Origin of the sequence: Sphingomonas sp. 179-A 2A2 NHS (assembly GCF_045371305.1) — a bacterium.
Lineage (GTDB): Bacteria > Pseudomonadota > Alphaproteobacteria > Sphingomonadales > Sphingomonadaceae > Sphingomonas.
On record NZ_JBIQDE010000002.1, the window covers coordinates 151,747 to 168,704 of the forward strand.

Genomic DNA, 16,958 nt, shown 5'->3' on the forward strand with positions numbered 1-16,958 from the left:
CGCGGGGCGGAGAAGCTGATTGTGGGTTCGATGATGACGCCGATAGGGATCGCACCGTCCGATCTCTTCGACGCCATCGGCACCTTCCTCGCCGATCATCACCTCAGTCCCGAACCGGCCAATTACGCGTTCGCCTACACGGTGCTGAGCGATCCTGCCGGGCCGCTGGCACGTGCCGTTGCCGAAATCACCGACGGCGGCATTCGCCTGTCGCGAGAGGACATCCGCAACCTTGGCGTCGGCGCCGGCGGCGATTGGGCGCCGTGGCGCGCGGCCGACGCGGCACGCGCCGAACTGGCGGATCATGTGGCCGCTGCCAACCAGCGCGCCGACCAGCTGATCGCACGCGCCGATCTTCAGGTCAGCGGGTTCTCCGATCTGGTCCGTGCGATGCACGCCGAAACGACCGGCTTCGGCCGCAACCTGGAAGAAAGCGCTGCGGCCATCCGCCGTGCGGATCCGCTCGCAGGGGGTGACGAATTGGCTCGCCTCACGGGCGCGATGATCGAGCGGGTTCGGTCATCCGAACAGCGGCTGGCCGCGGCCGAGCAGGAAGCTGACGAGCTGCGCCGTGCGCTTGACGAGGCGCGGGACTGCGCGCGACTCGATCCGCTGACCGAATTGACCAATCGCCGCGGCTTCGACGAGGCGTTCGGCGCCTTGTCCCCAGATACGCCGATCGCAATCGCATTGTGCGATATCGATCACTTCAAGCGGGTGAATGACGAATTCGGACATGCCGTCGGCGATCGGGTCCTGCGCGCAGTAGGACAGACGCTCGCGGGTGCCGTCGAACATGGCCTCGTCGCCCGATATGGCGGCGAGGAGTTTGCGGTGCTGATGAGCGGCCCCGCCGTCGCCTCGGCGCGTGATGCGCTTGACCGTGCCCGCGGCGCGGTGGCGGCGCGCCGTTTCCGCGTGCGCGATACGGACATGCCGATCGGCGAGGTGACCATTTCCGGCGGCATCGCCATCGGTCGCGCAGCCGATGCGCTCGAGGCGCTGTACGCGGTAGCGGACGCGGCCTTGTATGAGGCGAAGGCCAATGGTCGGAATCGCGTAATCTGCGCCGCTTGATGGTGTAGCGCGCCAACAGGGGTTGGCGGAATTTTCCACGCGAAAAGCGGCGCTGTCCTAAGTTGTTGATTTTGCGTGGGCCGTGAAATTGGCACGGTCGATGCAATGTCCCTGGCATGCAGATGGATCACCCACTGCCACCCAGGAGACACACCATGATCAACCGTTTCGCCAACCTTCAGAACCACGCCGTCAGCTTCCTCGGCGCTCTCGCATTCGCCGCCCTGATGATCAGCGCTGCAGTGCCCGTATCGCCGATCGCCTGACCGCAACCAGCCACTCTCACTCTCACCGAAAGGATATCGCCATGTTCCGCTCCGCCGCCCTCGCCGTTGCCGCGCTCGCCAGCTCCTCGGCCCTGCTGCTCTACGTCAATGCAGCTGCCGCCGTGGTCGCCTGAACCGGCTCCACCCTTCCTTCCTCACCACGTGAATAGGTGCCAATGAGCAATCCCGCAGCCAACACATGCCCGGCCATCGCCCGCATCAGCGCGGTGCGGCCGGGCGATGGGCCGGGATCCTCCACCGAAGCGTCCAGCGCGAACAGCTGAAAGGCATAACGGTGCGGCCCGTGTCCCGTCGGGGGATCGGGTGGCAGCCAGCCCTCGCCAAAATAGGAATGACGGCCGACGTCGCCGCGCTCCTCGCTACCCGTGCCATCGGCGCTGATCGCACCTTCCGCCAGCCGCGCGGCATCCGCGGGCAGGCCCCATACCACCGCATGAACCAGCGGCTGCGGGGCAGGGGCGTCCGCATCCTCCACCAGAAGCGCCAGCATCATCGTGCCTTCGGGCGTGGCACCCCACACCAGCGGCGGGGAAATGCCGGCGCCGTCCGCGGTGAAGCGGGGTGGCAATCGCCCTTCATTCGCGAAGGCGGGGCTGGAAAGATCGAGGGCGTCGAAACGACCGCCCAGTTCGGGTTGAACGATCGCCAGCTTGTCCGCACCCGCGCGGATGCCGGAAAGCGCACGGCCAAGCCATGCGGGAACATGTTCTAACATGGTACCTCCTCCGATCCATCAAACGCGTCAGGCGGCACCGCGGTCCCACCCGCGCGTTGGCCGCTGATGGCAGACCCGCACAATCTCGATCGTTTCGTCACCGCGCAACAGGGCGTCTGGGAAGACGCGCTTGGCGAACTGCGGCGCGGACGAAAGACCAGTCACTGGATGTGGTTCATCTTCCCGCAGCTTCGCGGGCTCGGCCGCAGCGCCATGGCGCATACCTATGGCATTGCCTCGCTCGACGAGGCGCGTGCCTATCTCGCACATCCGGTACTCGGGGCCCGGCTGTACGAGGCGACGGCGACGCTGCTGGCTGCGCCTGGCAGCGCGGAGACGACCCTTGGCGACGTCGATGCGATGAAGCTGCGTTCCTCGATGACGTTGTTTGCCCTTGCCGCCGATGATCCGGCGCCCTTCCGGGCCGCGCTCGACCGCTTCTTTGCCGGCCAAGAGGACGCGGCAACGATTGATGTGCTGAAAGGCCGAACAGGCGCCTAGCGCGCATCAGGCGCTTGCGCTAACCCCCTTGGAAAATGGGGGGATATCATGATGGGGAACTTCCGCCGGCGCGTTGCCGCGTCCGTTGCGCTGCTCGCGCTCGTTTCCGGCTGCGGGGGCGGCGATGGCGGCTCGTCGCCGGTCGCTGGCGGCGGCACCGCTGCGGTGCCAACCCCTTCGCCAAGCCCGACGCCCACGGGTGCCTGCAGCCTTCGCGCCCGGCAGGACTGGGCTGCGGCGCAGCTGCGCGAATGGTATCTCTTCCCTGAGACGCTGCCGACCAGCCTCAATCCGGGCGGCTTTTCGGACCTGTCGGACTATGTCGACGCGCTGACTGCCACGGCGCGGGCGCAGAACAAGGATCGCTATTTCACTTACGTCACCTCCATCAAGGAGGAGAATGCTTATTATCAAAGTGGCTCCAGCGCCGGCTATGGCTTCCGCCTGGCGCTCGATGCCTCGGGGCGGATCTTCGTGACGGAAACGTTCGAACAGACGCCGGCGCTCGCCGCCGGGGTCGATCGCGGGGCCGAAATCGTCGCGATCGGCGAAACGGTTGCGGGTTTGCTCAGCGTATCCAGCCTGTACCAGTCGGGTGGCGTCAACGCGCTCAACAATGCGCTCGGGCCGTCGCAGGCCGGCGTGTCGCGCGTCTTCCGGGTGCGCGTGCCGGGCGGTGCAGAGCGGGACGTGACGATCGCTCAGGCCGATTACGAGATCGCGCCTGTTTCCAGTCGCTATGGCGTCAAGATCATCGAGGATAATGGGCGCCGCGTCGGCTATGTGAACCTTCGCACTTTCATCTCCACCGCTGATCAGGCGCTGCGCGACGGCTTTGCGCGGCTCCGCGCGGCGGGCATCACGGAACTGATCGTGGACCTGCGCTACAATGGCGGTGGGCTGGTCTCCACCGCGGAGCTGCTCGGCGATCTGCTCGGCGGCAATCGCTCCTCGAACGAGGTGTTCGGCTACATCAGCTACCGATCGGAGAAATCGTCCGAGAACGAGCAGCGCCTCTTCTCGCCGCAACCGCAATCCGTGTCGCCGACGAAGATCGCCTTCATCGGCACGGATCAGAGCGCCTCTGCCAGCGAAGTCGTGATCAACGCGTTCGTGCCCTATCTGCACGGCAACGCCGCGCTGATCGGCACCAACACCTATGGCAAGCCGGTCGGCCAGATCGCGCGCGATCTCACCGCGTGCGACGATCGCCTGCGGGTGGTGGCGTTCGCAACGCAGAATGCCGCCCGGCAGGGGGCCTATTACAACGGGCTCGCACCCGTCATGGAGGCGACCTGTCAGGCCGGCGACGATCTCTACTATCCGCTCGGCGATCCGCGCGAAGCATCGACCCGGCAGGCGCTCGACTTCTTGGCCGGGCGCAGCTGCACCCGCATCGGCGGGGCGAGTGCCAGTGCCTCCGCCGCGCGCACGCGCGACGTGCCCGCGCGGCGCGAGCTTCTCGTGCCCGCGCGCCCGACTACGGCGCAGCGCGAGACGCCGGGGGCGTACTAATCGCCGTCCGGGACGTCATCACCGAATCCGGCGGACGACCTCTTCCAGCTGGTCGGTCGCCGCATTCCACCCGGGCTCGAACCCCATGGCGGCGTGCTGGTCGCGCGCGTCCTCGGTCCAATGGCGCGCGATGGCGTTGTAGCGCGTATTGCCGCCTTCATCGGCGAACTCGTCTATCCGGAGCATGAATGGCCCCTGCGGCACCCAGCCGGGCGCAAAAGCGTCTGTCGAAACGATCCGCTGCTCCGGCACCACCTCCAGATAAACGCCCTCGGACGGGTTCTCCTCGCCATCGGGGCCGCGCATGATCATTGCTGATCGGCCGCCGGGGCGAAGATCCATTTCGACAAGCTCGACCGTCCATGGGCGCGGCACGAACCATTCGGTGAAATGATCGGTCCAAGCACGCCAAACGGTCGAAACGGGGGCATCGATCAGCCGCGTGATCCGCAATTCGTTGCTCATACGGTTTTGGCTCCGGCGCGGGCGCGCTCGATCGCTGCGATATCGATCCGCTGCATCGTCATCATCGCCTCCATCGCCCGCTTCGCCGCTTCGCGGTCAGGATCGGCCATTGCCTCCATCAGCGCGCGCGGCGTGATCTGCCAGGAAAAGCCCCAGCGATCCCTGCACCAGCCGCAGTCGCTCTCGGCCCCGCCGTTCCCGACGATCGCGTCCCAGTAGCGATCCGTTTCTTCCTGGCTCTCGGTCATCACCATGAAGCTCACCGCTTCATTGGGCTTGAAGTTCGGCCCGCCGTTCAATCCCAGGAACGGTCGGCCCAGCACCGTGAATTCGACCGTCAGCTCGCCGCCTGCGGGCATCGACGGGTTATCCGCGGCAGATGCCTGGATCGCCTTGATCCCGCTGTCGGGGAAGATGCTGGCATAGAAGGTCGCGGCCTCGCGGGCCTGGCCTTGGTCAAACCACAGGCACGTCACCATCTTGTCGTCGCTCATGGTGTCTCCTCACGCTCTGCCTGGCGCAACGACGCCGAAAACAGCCCCCATCGGGTCTCCAGCGACGATCACCTCGTCGCCACCTGGCACCGTCATCGGACCGGACAGGACCGTTCCACCGCCATTTTCGACCGCTTTTTTGGCGGCCTGAATGTCGTTCGTGCGGAAGTAGAACAGCCATCCAGGCGGCTGCTGGTCGTTGATCTTCATCATCGCGCCGATCGTCTCAGCGCCGATTTCGATGAAGGTATAATCACCCAGATCGTCCGGCATGACCATCTTGTCCGGGTATCGCCAGCCGAACACATCGGCGTAAAAGGCCTGTCCGTCCAACGGGTTGGCCGTGGCAAGCTCGTTCCAGTTGCACTTGCCCATGCCCGTCCGTTCCCAGGCGGTGCTCGGTGCGTCGACCGCGCCGCGCATGACGTAGAAGGTATTGCCCTGCGGATCCGCCACCATCGCCAGGCGGCCGACCCCCGGTATGTCGCGCGCCGGAAGGTGGACGCTGCCCCCCGCGGCCGTGATCCTCTCCACCGCCACATCGACATCATCAACGCCGATGTAGAACAGCCACGTCGGCTTCGCCCCCTGATCGATCATCTCGCGCCACAGCGGCATCATGCCGCCGGTATTTTCCCCGTTGGGAGCGATGATCATGCGATAGTCGGGACCATCCGCCGGCCGGTCGCCGAACTTCCACCCGACCACCGCCTCATAGAAAGCGATTGCCCGCTCGGGCTCCGGCGTGAGCAATTCGTACCAGATCGGCGAGCCATGCACGTTGCGCACCCTGCCCTCTTCAACGATCGACCAGTGGCGTGAAGCTGCCGAACACCATGCGCTTGCCGTCGAACGGGCGCCGGTCGCTCGGCGCGAGCCGCTCGTCGCTCATTAGCTTCTCCCACGCCGCGTCACGGACCTGCTTGGACGGCCATTCGATCCACCCGAACGCCACCGCTTCCCCCGGCTCCGCCTTTACGGTGCGCCGGAAGTCGGTGACCTTGCCATCGCTGACATCGTCGCCCCAAGTGTCGACCACCCGCGTCGCGCCATGTTCCAGAAACGCCGCATCGACCGCCGCGCAATAGGCCCGATAGGCGTCCTTCTGCGTCTCCGGCACCGGCGTCACCACCCCGTCGATATAACCGCACGCGCCGCCCGGCCCGTCCTCGTGCAGGAGCTCGAACCCGCCATAGATCATGCGCTGCCCGTCGAACGGCATATCGTGGATGGCCTTCATCCGCGGGTCGTTCATCATCTTCTCGCCCGCGGCGTTGCGCGTCGCCTTGTCGGGATACTCGACCCAGCTGAACAGGACCGCCTCGTCATCCTTCGCCTGCACAGCGCCATAGAGATCGTTCACCTCGCCGCGGGGGACGTCATCGCCCCAGCCTTCCACCATCCGGGCGACACCGAATTCCTTGAACAGGGGCAGGGCGCTTTCCGCATGATCCTTGTACTTCTGCTTGTTGGCGGTCGGTACGGCGACCAGGAAGCCATCGACATAGGTCATGCGGCTTCTCCCTGGCGTTCGAGCCACGCCTTGATTTCGGGCGGCGGGCTGCCGGTGAAGCCGGCCAGTTGAGCCTCCATCGCGCGCTGGAAGGCAGGTCGCGCGGTCGCGCGCGCAACGTAGGCGACGAGATTGTCGTAGCGGTCGAGATAACCGTCGCCAGACACGATCCGAAGCACATCGGCCATTAGCAAATCGCCAGCGGTGAAAGTGTCGCCATCCAGCCAGGTGCGGTCGCCGAGCCCCTGGGAAACTTCGCCTATCCGCTCGTCGATGCGCGTTTCCACCGAGGGCAGCCGCGGCTTCGACCAGGGCTGCTCCGCCTCGAACAAAGTGCAGATGGCATGATCCATGATCGGCGGCTCGACCGTGTTGAGCGCGGCGAACATCCAGCCAATGGAGCGCGCGCGCGCGCCGGGATCACTCGGGAGCAGCCCGCCGCCGAACCGCTCCGCGATGTGGAGCACGATCGCGCCGCTCTCGAACAACGTGAGATCGCCTTCCTCATAGGTCGGCACTTGCCCGAACGGCTGGCGCGCACGGTGCGGCGCGTGTTTCTGGCTACCTTGGCTGAGATAGCGAACCTCATAGGGCTGGCCAGCTTCTTCCAATGCCCAGCGCACGCGCAGGTCGCGCACCTGGCCCTCCGCGAACGGGGGCACCCAGTCGAAGGCCGTGATGACGGGTCTCGACATCCTCTCTCTCCTGTCATTGATCCGGCAGTTGCCGGCGATGCGTGCTCGGGCGGGGCGTCAGGCGGTGGCCGCTTCGGGCTGCGCCATCGTCTGTTCAGCGGCGGCCATGTCCATGAAGAACGGTCCCCAGCCGTGGCCGTCGGGGTCTTCGAAGGCGCGGCTGTACATATAGCCGTGGTCCTCCGGATCATGGGCCTCGCGCCCGCCCGCCTTTATCGCCGCCTCGGTGATCGCATCCACCTCGCCCCGGCTGTCGAACGCCAAGGCCAACAACACGCCGCTTTGCGAATGCGCGTCGATGATCGTTTTTGGCGTGAAGGTGGCGTAGAATGCGCGATCGAGCAGCATGACGCCGATCTCGTCGGACCACACCATGCCGGAGCCCTGCTCGTTCGAGAACATCGGATTCCTGGTGAAACCGAGTGCTTCGTAGAAGGCGGTCGCCTTGGGAACGTCGCTGACGGGCAGGTTCACGAAGATCTTCTTGGCCATGGCAAACACTCCTTTGCCGACTCGATCCTTGTCTTTGATGCCGGCAACAGTTACTAAAAGCAACTATGAAGTTAGAAAAAGTGACCAAGGAGGATCGTGCGGCCAGGCGCTGGTATGATGATGCGTGCGGCACTGCGCTCGCGATGGAACTGGTCGGCGAGCGCTGGTCGATGCTGATCGTGCGAGAGCTATTGTTCGGCGCCCGGCGCTTCGGGGAGATCAAGGCGGCGCTGAACGGGATCAGCGCGAATGTGCTGACGCAGCGTCTGGAGGGGTTGGAGGCAGCGCACATCCTCCGCCGTGTGAAGCTGCCGTCGCCGGCCAACGTCCAGGTCTATGAACTGACCCCTTGGGGATACCAGGCGGAGGAGCCGATCAAGGCGCTGGCCGCCTGGGCCGCCCGATCACCGGACTATAATCCGCTGCTGTCGCTGTCCGCCGCGTCGATGATGATGTCTCTGCGTGTCAACATCGATCACGGACGAGCGCGTACCATGCCGACAATGACGGTCGGCTTCACTATGGGTGCCGACTCGTTCGTTGCACGCCTTGCCGACGGTGAACTTGCGATCACGCGCGAGACGGGGGCTGGCGACGTGCATTTCGCCACCAGCGCGCGGCTGCTGGCGAACCTCATCTACGGCAAGTGGCCGCTGGAAGAGGCTGAAAGCGCTGGCGAACTCGTCTTCAGCGGCGATCGCGCCGCGGCGGCGCGCTTCATCGATCTCTTCTATCTTCCGGCGAAGGCAAAGGTTGAATAACCCCCGAAATCGCGCCTAAGGCAGTCGTGTTACTTTCGAGGCGCGCATGACCGATATTCCGAACACGCTTCCCGACAGCCGCGAGACGACGATCCTCGACGCGCCTGACAAGATGGTCAGCGTGCGCGAGATGTTCGGCATCGATTCGGACATGCAGTGCCCGGCCTTCAGCGAGGCGGACGAGCGTGTGCCGGATCTCGACCCCGCTTATGTGTTCGATCCCGACACGACCCTCGCGGTACTGGCTGGCTTCGCGCACAACCGCCGCGTGATGGTGCAGGGTTATCACGGCACCGGCAAATCGACCCATATCGAGCAGGTGGCGGCGCGGCTGAAATGGCCGTGCATCCGCATCAACCTCGATGCACACATCAGCCGTATCGACCTGATCGGGCGCGACGCGATCGTCCTGAAGGACGGCCAGCAGGTCACCGAATTCCGTGAAGGCCTGCTGCCGTGGGCGCTGCAGACCCCGACCGCGCTCGTCTTCGACGAATATGACGCCGGGCGCCCGGACGTGATGTTCGTGATCCAGCGCGTGCTGGAGACCGAGGGAAAGCTGACGCTGCTTGACCAGAACCGGGTGATCCGCCCGAACCCGTATTTCCGGCTATTCGCGACCGCCAACACGGTGGGCCTGGGCGACACGAGCGGGCTTTATCACGGCACGCAGCAGATCAACCAGGGCCAGATGGACCGCTGGAACATCGTCGTCACGCTGAACTATCTGCCGGCGGCGACTGAGGCGAACATCGTGCTCGCCAAGTCCGGCGAATATGACAAGCCGGAGGGCCGCAAGCAGGTCGAGGACATGATCCGCGTCGCGGATCTCACCCGCAAGGGCTTCATCAATGGCGATATCTCGACCGTCATGAGCCCGCGCACGGTGATCACCTGGGCGCAGAACACGCTGATCTTCAAGGACGTCGGCTTCGCGTTCCGCCTGTCGTTCCTCAACAAGTGCGACGAGGCGGAGCGGCCGCTGGTCGCTGAATATTACCAGCGCGTCTTCGGCAAGGACCTGCCGGAGAGCGTGGTGGGGAAAGCGTAACCTCTGGCCACCGAAACGCCCATCGATCGCTTCAAGAACGTCCTTGGCGGCGCGTCGCGGGCGCTTGCCGACGAGGCGGAGATCGAACTCGCCTTCACCGCCGACGCGCCGAGCCAGTCGGGCAAGCACCTCAAGGTGCCGATGCCCGCGCGCAGCCTGCCGGCGGACCAGGTGGCGGAGGCGCGCGGCTTTGCCGACAGCTTCGCGTTGCGATTGAAGCATCACGATCCGGCGCTTCACCTGCGCGGTGCACCGCCTGAGGCCGTTGCGCGCGCCGTGTTCGACGCGGTCGAGAATGCGCGCGTCGAGGCGCTGGGCAGCCGTGGCTATCGCGGGATCACCGACAATCTCGCGCACGCGCTCGACGTCAGGCTGCGTGCGGATCCGATCACCCGTGCGCGGACGAAGGACGAAGTGCCGCTCTCGACCGCACTTGGCCTAATGGTTCGTGAAGCGCTGACGGGCGAACAGGCGCCGGCCGCCGCTGCGCCGGGAATCGCGCTGGTGCGTGAATGGATCGAGCAGAAGGCGGACCTGTCGAACCTCGCGCTGGCGCTCGACGATCAGCGCGCCTTCCAGACGCTCGCGATGAAGCTGCTCGAGGACCTCGAGCTCGTCGAGGGCGACCAGACGCCCGAGGACAGCGACGAGGGCGGCAACGAGGACGAGGGCACCGACAGCGAGCAGCAGGACGAAGGCGAGGAAGGCGAGAACCAGGACGGGGAGGGCCAGGCCGAGAGCGAGCAGCGCGGCGAGCAGCGCGAGTCCGACGATACCGAGGGCGAAGGGCAGGAGCAGGGCGAGGAAAGCTACGACGATCTCGATGGCGAGCCAGGGGATGACGGGGAGGAGGGCATGCAGCCCGTTCGCCCAAACCGCCCGGTCGCGGATCTGTCGCCGCACTTTGACTATAAGGTGTGGACGACGCAGTTCGACGAGATCATCGCCGCGACCGAACTGTGCGACGCGGACGAACTAGCGCGGCTTCGTGGCTATCTCGATCAGCAACTGGTGCCGCTGCAGGCGGTGGTGTCGCGACTCGCCAACCGGCTGCAGCGCCGCCTGATGGCGCAGCAGAACCGCTCGTGGGACTTCGACCAGGAAGAAGGGCTGCTCGACGCCGCCCGGCTGGCGCGTGTCGTGATCAACCCGATGCAATCCTTGTCGTACAAGGTGGAGAAGGACACCGAATTCAAGGACACGGTGGTCACCCTCCTGATCGACAATTCCGGTTCCATGCGGGGCCGGCCGATCTCGATCGCGGCGATCAGCGCGGATATCCTCGCGCGTACGCTTGAGCGCTGCGGGGTGAAGACCGAAATCCTTGGCTTCACCACGCGGGCCTGGAAGGGCGGCCAGAGCCGCGAGACGTGGCTCGCCGCCGGTCGCCCGCCGCAGCCCGGTCGCCTCAATGACGTACGCCACATCGTCTACAAGCAGGCGGACGAGCCTTGGCGACGCGCGCGCAACTCGCTTGGGCTGATGATGCGCGAAGGGTTGCTCAAGGAGAATATCGACGGCGAAGCGCTGCTTTGGGCACATGGCCGGCTGATCGCGCGACCGGAAGAGCGGCGCATCCTGATGGTCATTTCGGACGGCGCGCCGGTCGACGACTCGACGCTTTCGGTCAACAGTGGCTCGTATCTGGAGCGGCATTTGCGCCAGGTGATCGACTGGATCGAGCGCAAGTCGCCCGTCGAGCTGATCGCCATCGGCATCGGGCATGATGTGACGCGCTACTACAAGCGCGCCGTGACGATCATGGATGCCGAGCAGCTTGGCGGCACGATCATCGAGCAGCTGGCGGCGCTGTTCGACGCGAACTGACGGGCGGCACGATGGCTGCGGCGATCATGCCACCGGCCGACGGCTTCATCGGACCGGTGAAGCGCTCGATCACCATCGCCGGGCACACCACCTCGATTAGCCTGGAACCCCTATTTTGGAAGTTGCTGGAAGAGGCGGCCGCGGCCCGCGCGCTGCCGCTTTCCGCCCTCGTCGCGCAGATCGATGCGCTTCGCATCGCCGCTGAAGATCCGCCGAACTTGGCTAGCGCTTTGCGCACCTGGATCGTCACCACTGTTTCGGAAAAATAAGAGTCATTCTCATTAGCGTTGACAGTGAGAACGACTCGCAATAGCTGCGTCCCAGGGAAATAAAAAGGGGCAGCTTTCATGTCGACTCTCGGCGCGCCGCGCAGCGGACCGGCCTTTCTTGCACTCGCCGCAGTCGGCTTTATCGCCAGCGCACCGGCACTTGCGGCTGATGCACCCACGGCGGGCGGAGGGCAGGACAGGCCGGCGGAGCGGGACGAGATCATCGTGACCGGCACCGCGGAAGCGCGCCCGCCGGAGGTTGAGAGCCCGAAGGCGACGTCCGACATCCTCGATACGCCGCAGACGATCACCGTCATCAGCGATCAGACGCTGCGCAAGCAGAACCTCCAGACGCTGCGCGATGCGCTGCAGACGGTGCCGGGAATCACCTTCGGCGCGGGCGAGGGCGGCGGCGGTTATGGGGATTCGATCAACCTGCGCGGTTATTCCGCCGCGAATGACATCACCATCGATGGGCTGCGCGATTCAGCCCAATATAGCCGTACAGATCCGTTCAATCTTCAGCAGATCGAGGTCTACAATGGTGCCAATTCGGTCTTCAATGGTTCGGGAAGTGTAGGCGGAACGATCAATCTGGTCAGCAAAGTACCGACCCCCGTTGACCTCACCATCGTTCAGGGCGCGCTCGGCACGTCGGACTATTATCGCGCGGCGATCGACAGCAACGTGCGCGCCAACGATCTGGTCGCGGTTCGCCTGAACGCGATGTACCACCAGAACAAGATCCCGGGCCGCAACCTCGAGAAGTTCGAGCGATGGGGCGTGGCGCCTGCGATCACGCTTGGAATCGATGGGCCGTCGAGCCTGACGCTGGCGTATGTCCATCAGGAGGACAACAACACGCCCGTCTATGGCGTGCCATACTTCAAGAGCCTGGTGAACGACGGCGGCCTGCCGAGCGTCGACCGCGCCGACTATTACGGGATCGTCAACCTGGACAAGCAGGACACCGTCGTCGACCGGCTGACTGCGACGTTCCGCCACGATGCCGGCGACGGCATTTCGCTGCGCAACATCACGCGCTGGCAGCGCGTCGGCCAGTATAGCCAGACCTCGGCGCCGCAGGGCACCTTCTGCCTGCCGAACGGATTGCAGCCGGTGGGTGCCAATGGCCTGTCGACCGTCGGCATTCCGTGCCCGTCGGGACTCGCGCCCGGCCAGTATCTGCCGTCCGGACCGCGGGGCACGGTGCGCGACCAGGAGAACCAGCTGCTCGTCAACCAGACCGATTTGCGCGTCGAGAGCGGCGAACGGGGCGGAGCCTTCCGCAACGTGCTGAACATCGGCGTGGCCGGCATGATCGAGGATTATCAGATCTCGTCCGGTTCCCTGCTGCGCACCCCGGCCGGCGCCGCCATAACGCCGCTGCCGATCCTGGCGCTGCGCCATCCAGACACAACATGGACCGGCCCGGTGAACAAGACGATCACCGGCCAGAACAAGGGCGAGTGGCGGAATCTTGCTGTCTACGCGTTCGACACGCTCGAGATCGGGGAGCTGTTCGAGCTGAACGGTGGCATCCGCTGGGAGTATCAATATGCGAACTTCCGCGCCCTGCCGCTGCAGATCACGCCGCCGGGCACGGCGCCGCTGACGCCGGCGCAGCAGGCGCGGCAGATCAGCCGCGAGAAGCTGCTGTCCTATCGCGTGGGCGGCGTGTTCCACCCGGTCCGCGACGTCAGCGTCTACGCAAGCTTCGGCAATTCCAAGGTTCCGGCTTCGGCCACGGTTCGGCTGGGCTGCGGCACGATCAGCGCGCCGGGTGCGGCGGATCCGTGCGCCAGCGCGCCGGAGACGGCGAAGAACTACGAGGCGGGCGTGAAGGCGGGCCTGTTCGATCGCCGGCTGGAGTTGACCGCCGCGTTCTTCCGCAACGAACGAACGAACTTCCGTGTCCCTTCCAACGATCCGCTGCTGCCGGCGGGGCTGCAGGTTCTCGACGGCAAGAGCCGGGTCGACGGCATCACGCTGGGCGCATCGGGCAACATCACGCCGCAATGGACGATCTTCGCCAACTACACCTATCTCGACGGCAAGGTGCGGCAGAGCATCTCTGTACGTGACCGGGCGGCGGGTGTGTTCGATGCGCAAGCGGGGCAGGACCTGCTGCAGACGCCGGACCATTCCGGCAGCCTGTTCACGACCTACAAGCTGCCGTTCGGCCTCGAGATCGGTTACGGCCTGACCTATCAGGGCAGCTTCGCGCTCAACAACCGCGTGCGCGCCGTCGTGAACGGCGTGACCATCGACACGCCGCAGTTCCGTTCCGACGATTACCTGATCCACCGCGCGTATATGGCGTACACGATCGCGGGCGGACTGACAGCGCAGCTGAACGTGCAGAACTTCACCAACGAGAAATATTACACCGGCATCCGCAACAATGCGAATGCGACGAGCGGTGTGATCACCGGCGGCTGGGCCGTGCCGGGCGATGGGCGTCAGGCGACGTTGAGCCTGTTCTACAACTTCTGACGATGGAGCGCGGTGCGGCCTTCGTCATGACGAGATCGAAGGAGACCGTGCCGTGCTGATCGCTGTTCCCGACCTGCTCGATACCGCGGGCGTCGCGCGGCTGCGCGGGATCATCGATGCGGCCGAGTGGGTCGATGGCAACGCGACGTCCGGCCATCAATCCGCGCTCGCCAAGCAAAACGAGCAATTGCCGGAGGACAGCGCGGCAGCGCGCGAGGCTGGCCGGATGGTGCTCGAGGCGCTGGGCCGATCGCCGCTTTTCTTCGCCGCGACCCTGCCGCTCAAGGTCTTCCCCCCGCTGTTCAACCGCTATGGCGAGGGGCAGACGTTCGGCACGCATGTCGACAATGCGGTGCGGATCCAGCGCGGAACCGACTTTCGCATCCGCGCCGATATCTCGGTGACGTTGTTCCTCGCCGATCCTGCCGATTATGACGGCGGGGAGCTGGTGATCGAGGATTTGTTCGGCGAGCAGCGCGTCAAGCTTCCGGCGGGGTATGCCGTGGTTTATCCCTCGTCCAGCCTGCATCATGTGACGCCGGTGACCCGCGGCACGCGCGTCGCATCCTTCTTCTGGCTGCAATCCATGGTGCGCGACGATGGTGCCCGGCGCATCCTGTTCGATCTCGACCGCGGGGTGCAGGCGGTGGCCGGCGACAAGGGGCAGGACGACCCGACGACGATCCGCCTGACCGGCGTGTACCATAATCTGCTGCGCCGCTGGGCGGACGCCTGACAGGCCGATTGACGGCCGGTCGGCCGGCGTGTCACCCGCGCGCCGCTACGAAGGGCGCGCGATGAACAGGCTGGCGGTGCGGCGGCGTTGGTTTCAGGTCCACCGATGGATCGGGCTGCTCCTGGCCGCGGTGATCGTGCCGATCACGCTGAGCGGCGCCGCGCTGGTCTGGAGCGACGGGCTCGACCGGCTGATCCATCCTGCGCGCCATTCGACCAGCGGTTCCGTGCTGCTGCCGCTGGCGCGCTATGTCGCGGCTGTGCAGCCGGAGGTGCGGGACGGCGTGCGGATCGCGAACCTGGTTCTGCCCGCGCAGCATGGCCCCGTGCTGGTGACGCTGACCGCGCCCGCCGCGTTGCCGGACCCGCGTGGGCGGCGGCTGTTGATCTATCTCGATCCGGCCACCGCGCGCGTGCTGGACGTGGCGGATGGCGGCACGGGCGTGATGCGGGCGCTGCATGTGCTGCATGGCAGCCTGTTCGTGCCGGGTGCGGGGCGGCTGATCGTGGGGTGGATCGGCGTTGCGCTGATGGTGGCGAGCCTGACCGGCTTGTGGCTGTGGTGGCCGGTCACTGGCCGCATCGCGCGCGGGCTGCGCTGGCGGCGGCAGCCGAGCCTTGCCGCCAACCTGCACCACATGGCTGGCTTCTGGATCGCGCTGCCGTTGTTCCTGCTGGCGCTGACGGGGGCGTGGATCAGCTTCCCGGCCTTCTTCGGCGCGCTGGTGGGGGAGCCGGTGCAGCGGCGGGCGCTGGCGATCGCGCAGCGTCCGGTGGCGCAGCCCGCGCTGGAGATCGACGACGTGGTGGCGCGCGGGCAGCCGTTCGCGCCTTCCGCGCCGCTGCGCACGATCATCCTGCCGACCGAGCAGCAGGCCGACTGGACGCTTTCCTATGACACCATGCCGCTACGCACGGTGATGGTGGCGGACGACAGCGGGACGGCGGCGCCGGGGAGGGCCTTTGCGGCGGCGGGCGGGGTCAGCTTCGCGCAATGGGCGCGGCGGCTGCATGACGGGACCGGCATGGGCTTGGCGTGGCAGGCGCTGATCTTTGCCGCCGGGCTGATGCCGACGCTGCTGGCGGTGACCGGCGTGCTGATGTGGTGGCGGCGGCGCTGAGCTAGGCTGCGACGGCGGCGGCCCAGGCGGCGACTTCGTCCGCGTGCTGCTCCGACATCACGAGGTCGCGGGCCGCGCCGTTCTCCACGATGACGGTGCCGGACCATTCGAACGTCGCATTGCCGCTAAGCGTGACCATCCCGTCCGTCGCGGCAATCGCGCGGACGAGGCCGCCGCGGTTGCGCACCACGATCGACCGATCGAACGGCAGGCGACCCGTCAGGCCAGCGGCGAAAGTGGAGGCGCCCATCGCGCTGCCGCAGGCGTTGGTGAGGCCGACGCCGCGTTCAAAGGTGCGCACGTAAACTTCTCGATCATCACGCACATGAACGAAGGAGACGTTGGCGCGGTTGGGGAGCCAGGCGGGCGCAGCCTCACAGAGGGTGCCGATGCGGACCAGTTCCGCCTCGTCCACCGTATCGACGAAGGCGATGAGGTGCGGATTGGGGATGGCGACGGCGGTGAAGGCGAGGGTGGGCGAGAGGTGCGCGATCGGGCGGTCGATGATCTCGTCGCCTTCGCCCAGGAGCGGCCAATCGGCGATGCTTAGTGTGGCGGGGCCGGCGGTTTCGCGCACGGTATAGACGCCGGGCGCGAGGTCGGGGTCGCGCGCGACCTCTGCATGGCTGGTCTTGAGGCGGACGGTGGCCGCCTCCAGCCCCAGCGCATCGAGCCCGGCGCGCGCGACGCAGCGCAGGCCGTTGAGGCAGGTTTCCGGTTCCGAGCCATCGGCGTTGAAAATGCGCATGCCGAAGGCGGCTCGGTCATCGCCGGCCGTCAGCAGCAGGATGCCATCGGCGCCGACCGGCCCGGCGCGGTTCGTCAGCGCGCGGGCGATGCCGGCCCAGGCGGCGTCCGACAGATCAAGCGCACGCGCATCGATCAGCGCGAAATCGTTGCCGGAGCCGTGGCACTTCGTGATCTGGAGACGCATGGTGGCGCAT

General features: G+C 66.1%; 18 protein-coding genes. 10 read left to right on the forward strand and 8 right to left on the reverse strand.

Features of this window, described 5'->3' with window-relative positions:
- Positions 1-30: 30 nt before the first annotated feature.
- Entirely contained in the window at positions 31-1,077 is a 1,047-nt protein-coding gene (locus tag ACH0AE_RS03830) for a diguanylate cyclase (protein ID WP_294444809.1), read from the forward strand.
- Positions 1,078-1,443: 366 nt separating this feature from the next.
- Here the strand turns inward: ACH0AE_RS03830 and ACH0AE_RS03835 are convergent, their stop codons facing one another.
- Positions 1,444-2,079 carry a YbhB/YbcL family Raf kinase inhibitor-like protein gene (locus tag ACH0AE_RS03835; protein ID WP_294444808.1) on the reverse strand — a complete coding sequence of 212 codons (636 nt, stop codon included), beginning with the start codon at positions 2,077-2,079 and terminating at the stop codon, positions 1,444-1,446.
- A gap of 66 nt (positions 2,080-2,145) precedes the next feature.
- On the opposite strand from ACH0AE_RS03835, the gene ACH0AE_RS03840 reads away from it, so the two are divergent.
- Both ACH0AE_RS03840 and ACH0AE_RS03845 read left to right on the forward strand, forming a co-directional pair.
- Entirely contained in the window at positions 2,146-2,580 is a 435-nt protein-coding gene (locus ACH0AE_RS03840; RefSeq protein WP_294444807.1) for a DUF1810 domain-containing protein, read from the forward strand.
- A 48-nt stretch (positions 2,581-2,628) separates the two neighbouring features.
- Positions 2,629-4,095: a S41 family peptidase gene (locus ACH0AE_RS03845; RefSeq protein ID WP_294444805.1), complete on the forward strand. Its 1,467-nt coding sequence runs from the start codon at positions 2,629-2,631 to the stop codon at positions 4,093-4,095.
- A gap of 18 nt (positions 4,096-4,113) precedes the next feature.
- Here ACH0AE_RS03845 and ACH0AE_RS03850 read toward each other — a convergent pair whose 3' ends face one another.
- The 6 genes from ACH0AE_RS03850 to ACH0AE_RS03875 are packed head-to-tail and all read right to left on the reverse strand — an operon-like array spanning position 4,114 to position 7,754.
- Entirely contained in the window at positions 4,114-4,560 is a 447-nt protein-coding gene (locus ACH0AE_RS03850; protein ID WP_294444803.1) for an SRPBCC family protein, read from the reverse strand.
- Positions 4,557-5,054, reverse strand: coding sequence for a VOC family protein (locus ACH0AE_RS03855; protein WP_294444801.1), 498 nt, complete (start codon positions 5,052-5,054; stop codon positions 4,557-4,559). The genes ACH0AE_RS03850 and ACH0AE_RS03855 overlap by 4 nt, the downstream gene beginning before the upstream one ends.
- A gap of 9 nt (positions 5,055-5,063) precedes the next feature.
- Positions 5,064-5,843, reverse strand: a complete 780-nt coding sequence (locus tag ACH0AE_RS03860) for a VOC family protein (protein ID WP_294444799.1) — start codon at positions 5,841-5,843, stop codon at positions 5,064-5,066.
- A 10-nt stretch (positions 5,844-5,853) separates the two neighbouring features.
- A complete protein-coding gene (locus ACH0AE_RS03865) occupies positions 5,854-6,567 on the reverse strand; it encodes a DUF1428 domain-containing protein (RefSeq protein ID WP_406875456.1) in 714 nt (237 codons plus the stop codon).
- On the reverse strand, positions 6,564-7,262 hold the full coding sequence (locus tag ACH0AE_RS03870; RefSeq protein ID WP_406875457.1) for a glutathione S-transferase family protein: 699 nt from the start codon (positions 7,260-7,262) through the stop codon (positions 6,564-6,566). Before ACH0AE_RS03870 ends, ACH0AE_RS03865 begins: the two co-directional genes overlap by 4 nt.
- A 57-nt stretch (positions 7,263-7,319) precedes the next feature.
- Entirely contained in the window at positions 7,320-7,754 is a 435-nt protein-coding gene (locus ACH0AE_RS03875; protein ID WP_294444075.1) for a VOC family protein, read from the reverse strand.
- A gap of 65 nt (positions 7,755-7,819) precedes the next feature.
- Between ACH0AE_RS03875 and ACH0AE_RS03880 the strand changes: the two genes are divergently transcribed.
- The 7 genes from ACH0AE_RS03880 (at position 7,820) to ACH0AE_RS03910 (ending at position 16,014) form a co-directional block, all read left to right on the forward strand.
- Positions 7,820-8,515, forward strand: a complete 696-nt coding sequence (locus ACH0AE_RS03880) for a helix-turn-helix domain-containing protein (RefSeq protein ID WP_294444074.1) — start codon at positions 7,820-7,822, stop codon at positions 8,513-8,515.
- Between the two features lie 46 nt (positions 8,516-8,561).
- Entirely contained in the window at positions 8,562-9,566 is a 1,005-nt protein-coding gene (cobS, locus tag ACH0AE_RS03885; protein ID WP_294444073.1) for a cobaltochelatase subunit CobS, read from the forward strand.
- 3 nt (positions 9,567-9,569) lie between these two features.
- Positions 9,570-11,393, forward strand: a complete 1,824-nt coding sequence (gene cobT, locus ACH0AE_RS03890; RefSeq protein WP_406875546.1) for a cobaltochelatase subunit CobT — start codon at positions 9,570-9,572, stop codon at positions 11,391-11,393.
- A gap of 11 nt (positions 11,394-11,404) precedes the next feature.
- Positions 11,405-11,662 (forward strand): ribbon-helix-helix domain-containing protein, encoded by a 258-nt coding sequence (locus ACH0AE_RS03895; RefSeq protein WP_294444072.1) that lies wholly within the window; start codon positions 11,405-11,407, stop codon positions 11,660-11,662.
- Between the two features lie 78 nt (positions 11,663-11,740).
- Positions 11,741-14,158 (forward strand): TonB-dependent receptor, encoded by a 2,418-nt coding sequence (locus ACH0AE_RS03900; protein ID WP_406875458.1) that lies wholly within the window; start codon positions 11,741-11,743, stop codon positions 14,156-14,158.
- Positions 14,159-14,210: 52 nt separating this feature from the next.
- Positions 14,211-14,894: a Fe2+-dependent dioxygenase gene (locus tag ACH0AE_RS03905; protein WP_294444070.1), complete on the forward strand. Its 684-nt coding sequence runs from the start codon at positions 14,211-14,213 to the stop codon at positions 14,892-14,894.
- Between the two features lie 61 nt (positions 14,895-14,955).
- Positions 14,956-16,014, forward strand: a complete 1,059-nt coding sequence (locus ACH0AE_RS03910; protein WP_294444069.1) for a PepSY domain-containing protein — start codon at positions 14,956-14,958, stop codon at positions 16,012-16,014.
- A 1-nt stretch (position 16,015) separates the two neighbouring features.
- Here ACH0AE_RS03910 and dapF read toward each other — a convergent pair whose 3' ends face one another.
- Entirely contained in the window at positions 16,016-16,948 is a 933-nt protein-coding gene (gene dapF / locus ACH0AE_RS03915) for a diaminopimelate epimerase (protein ID WP_294444068.1), read from the reverse strand.
- Between the last annotated feature and the right edge of the window lie 10 nt (positions 16,949-16,958).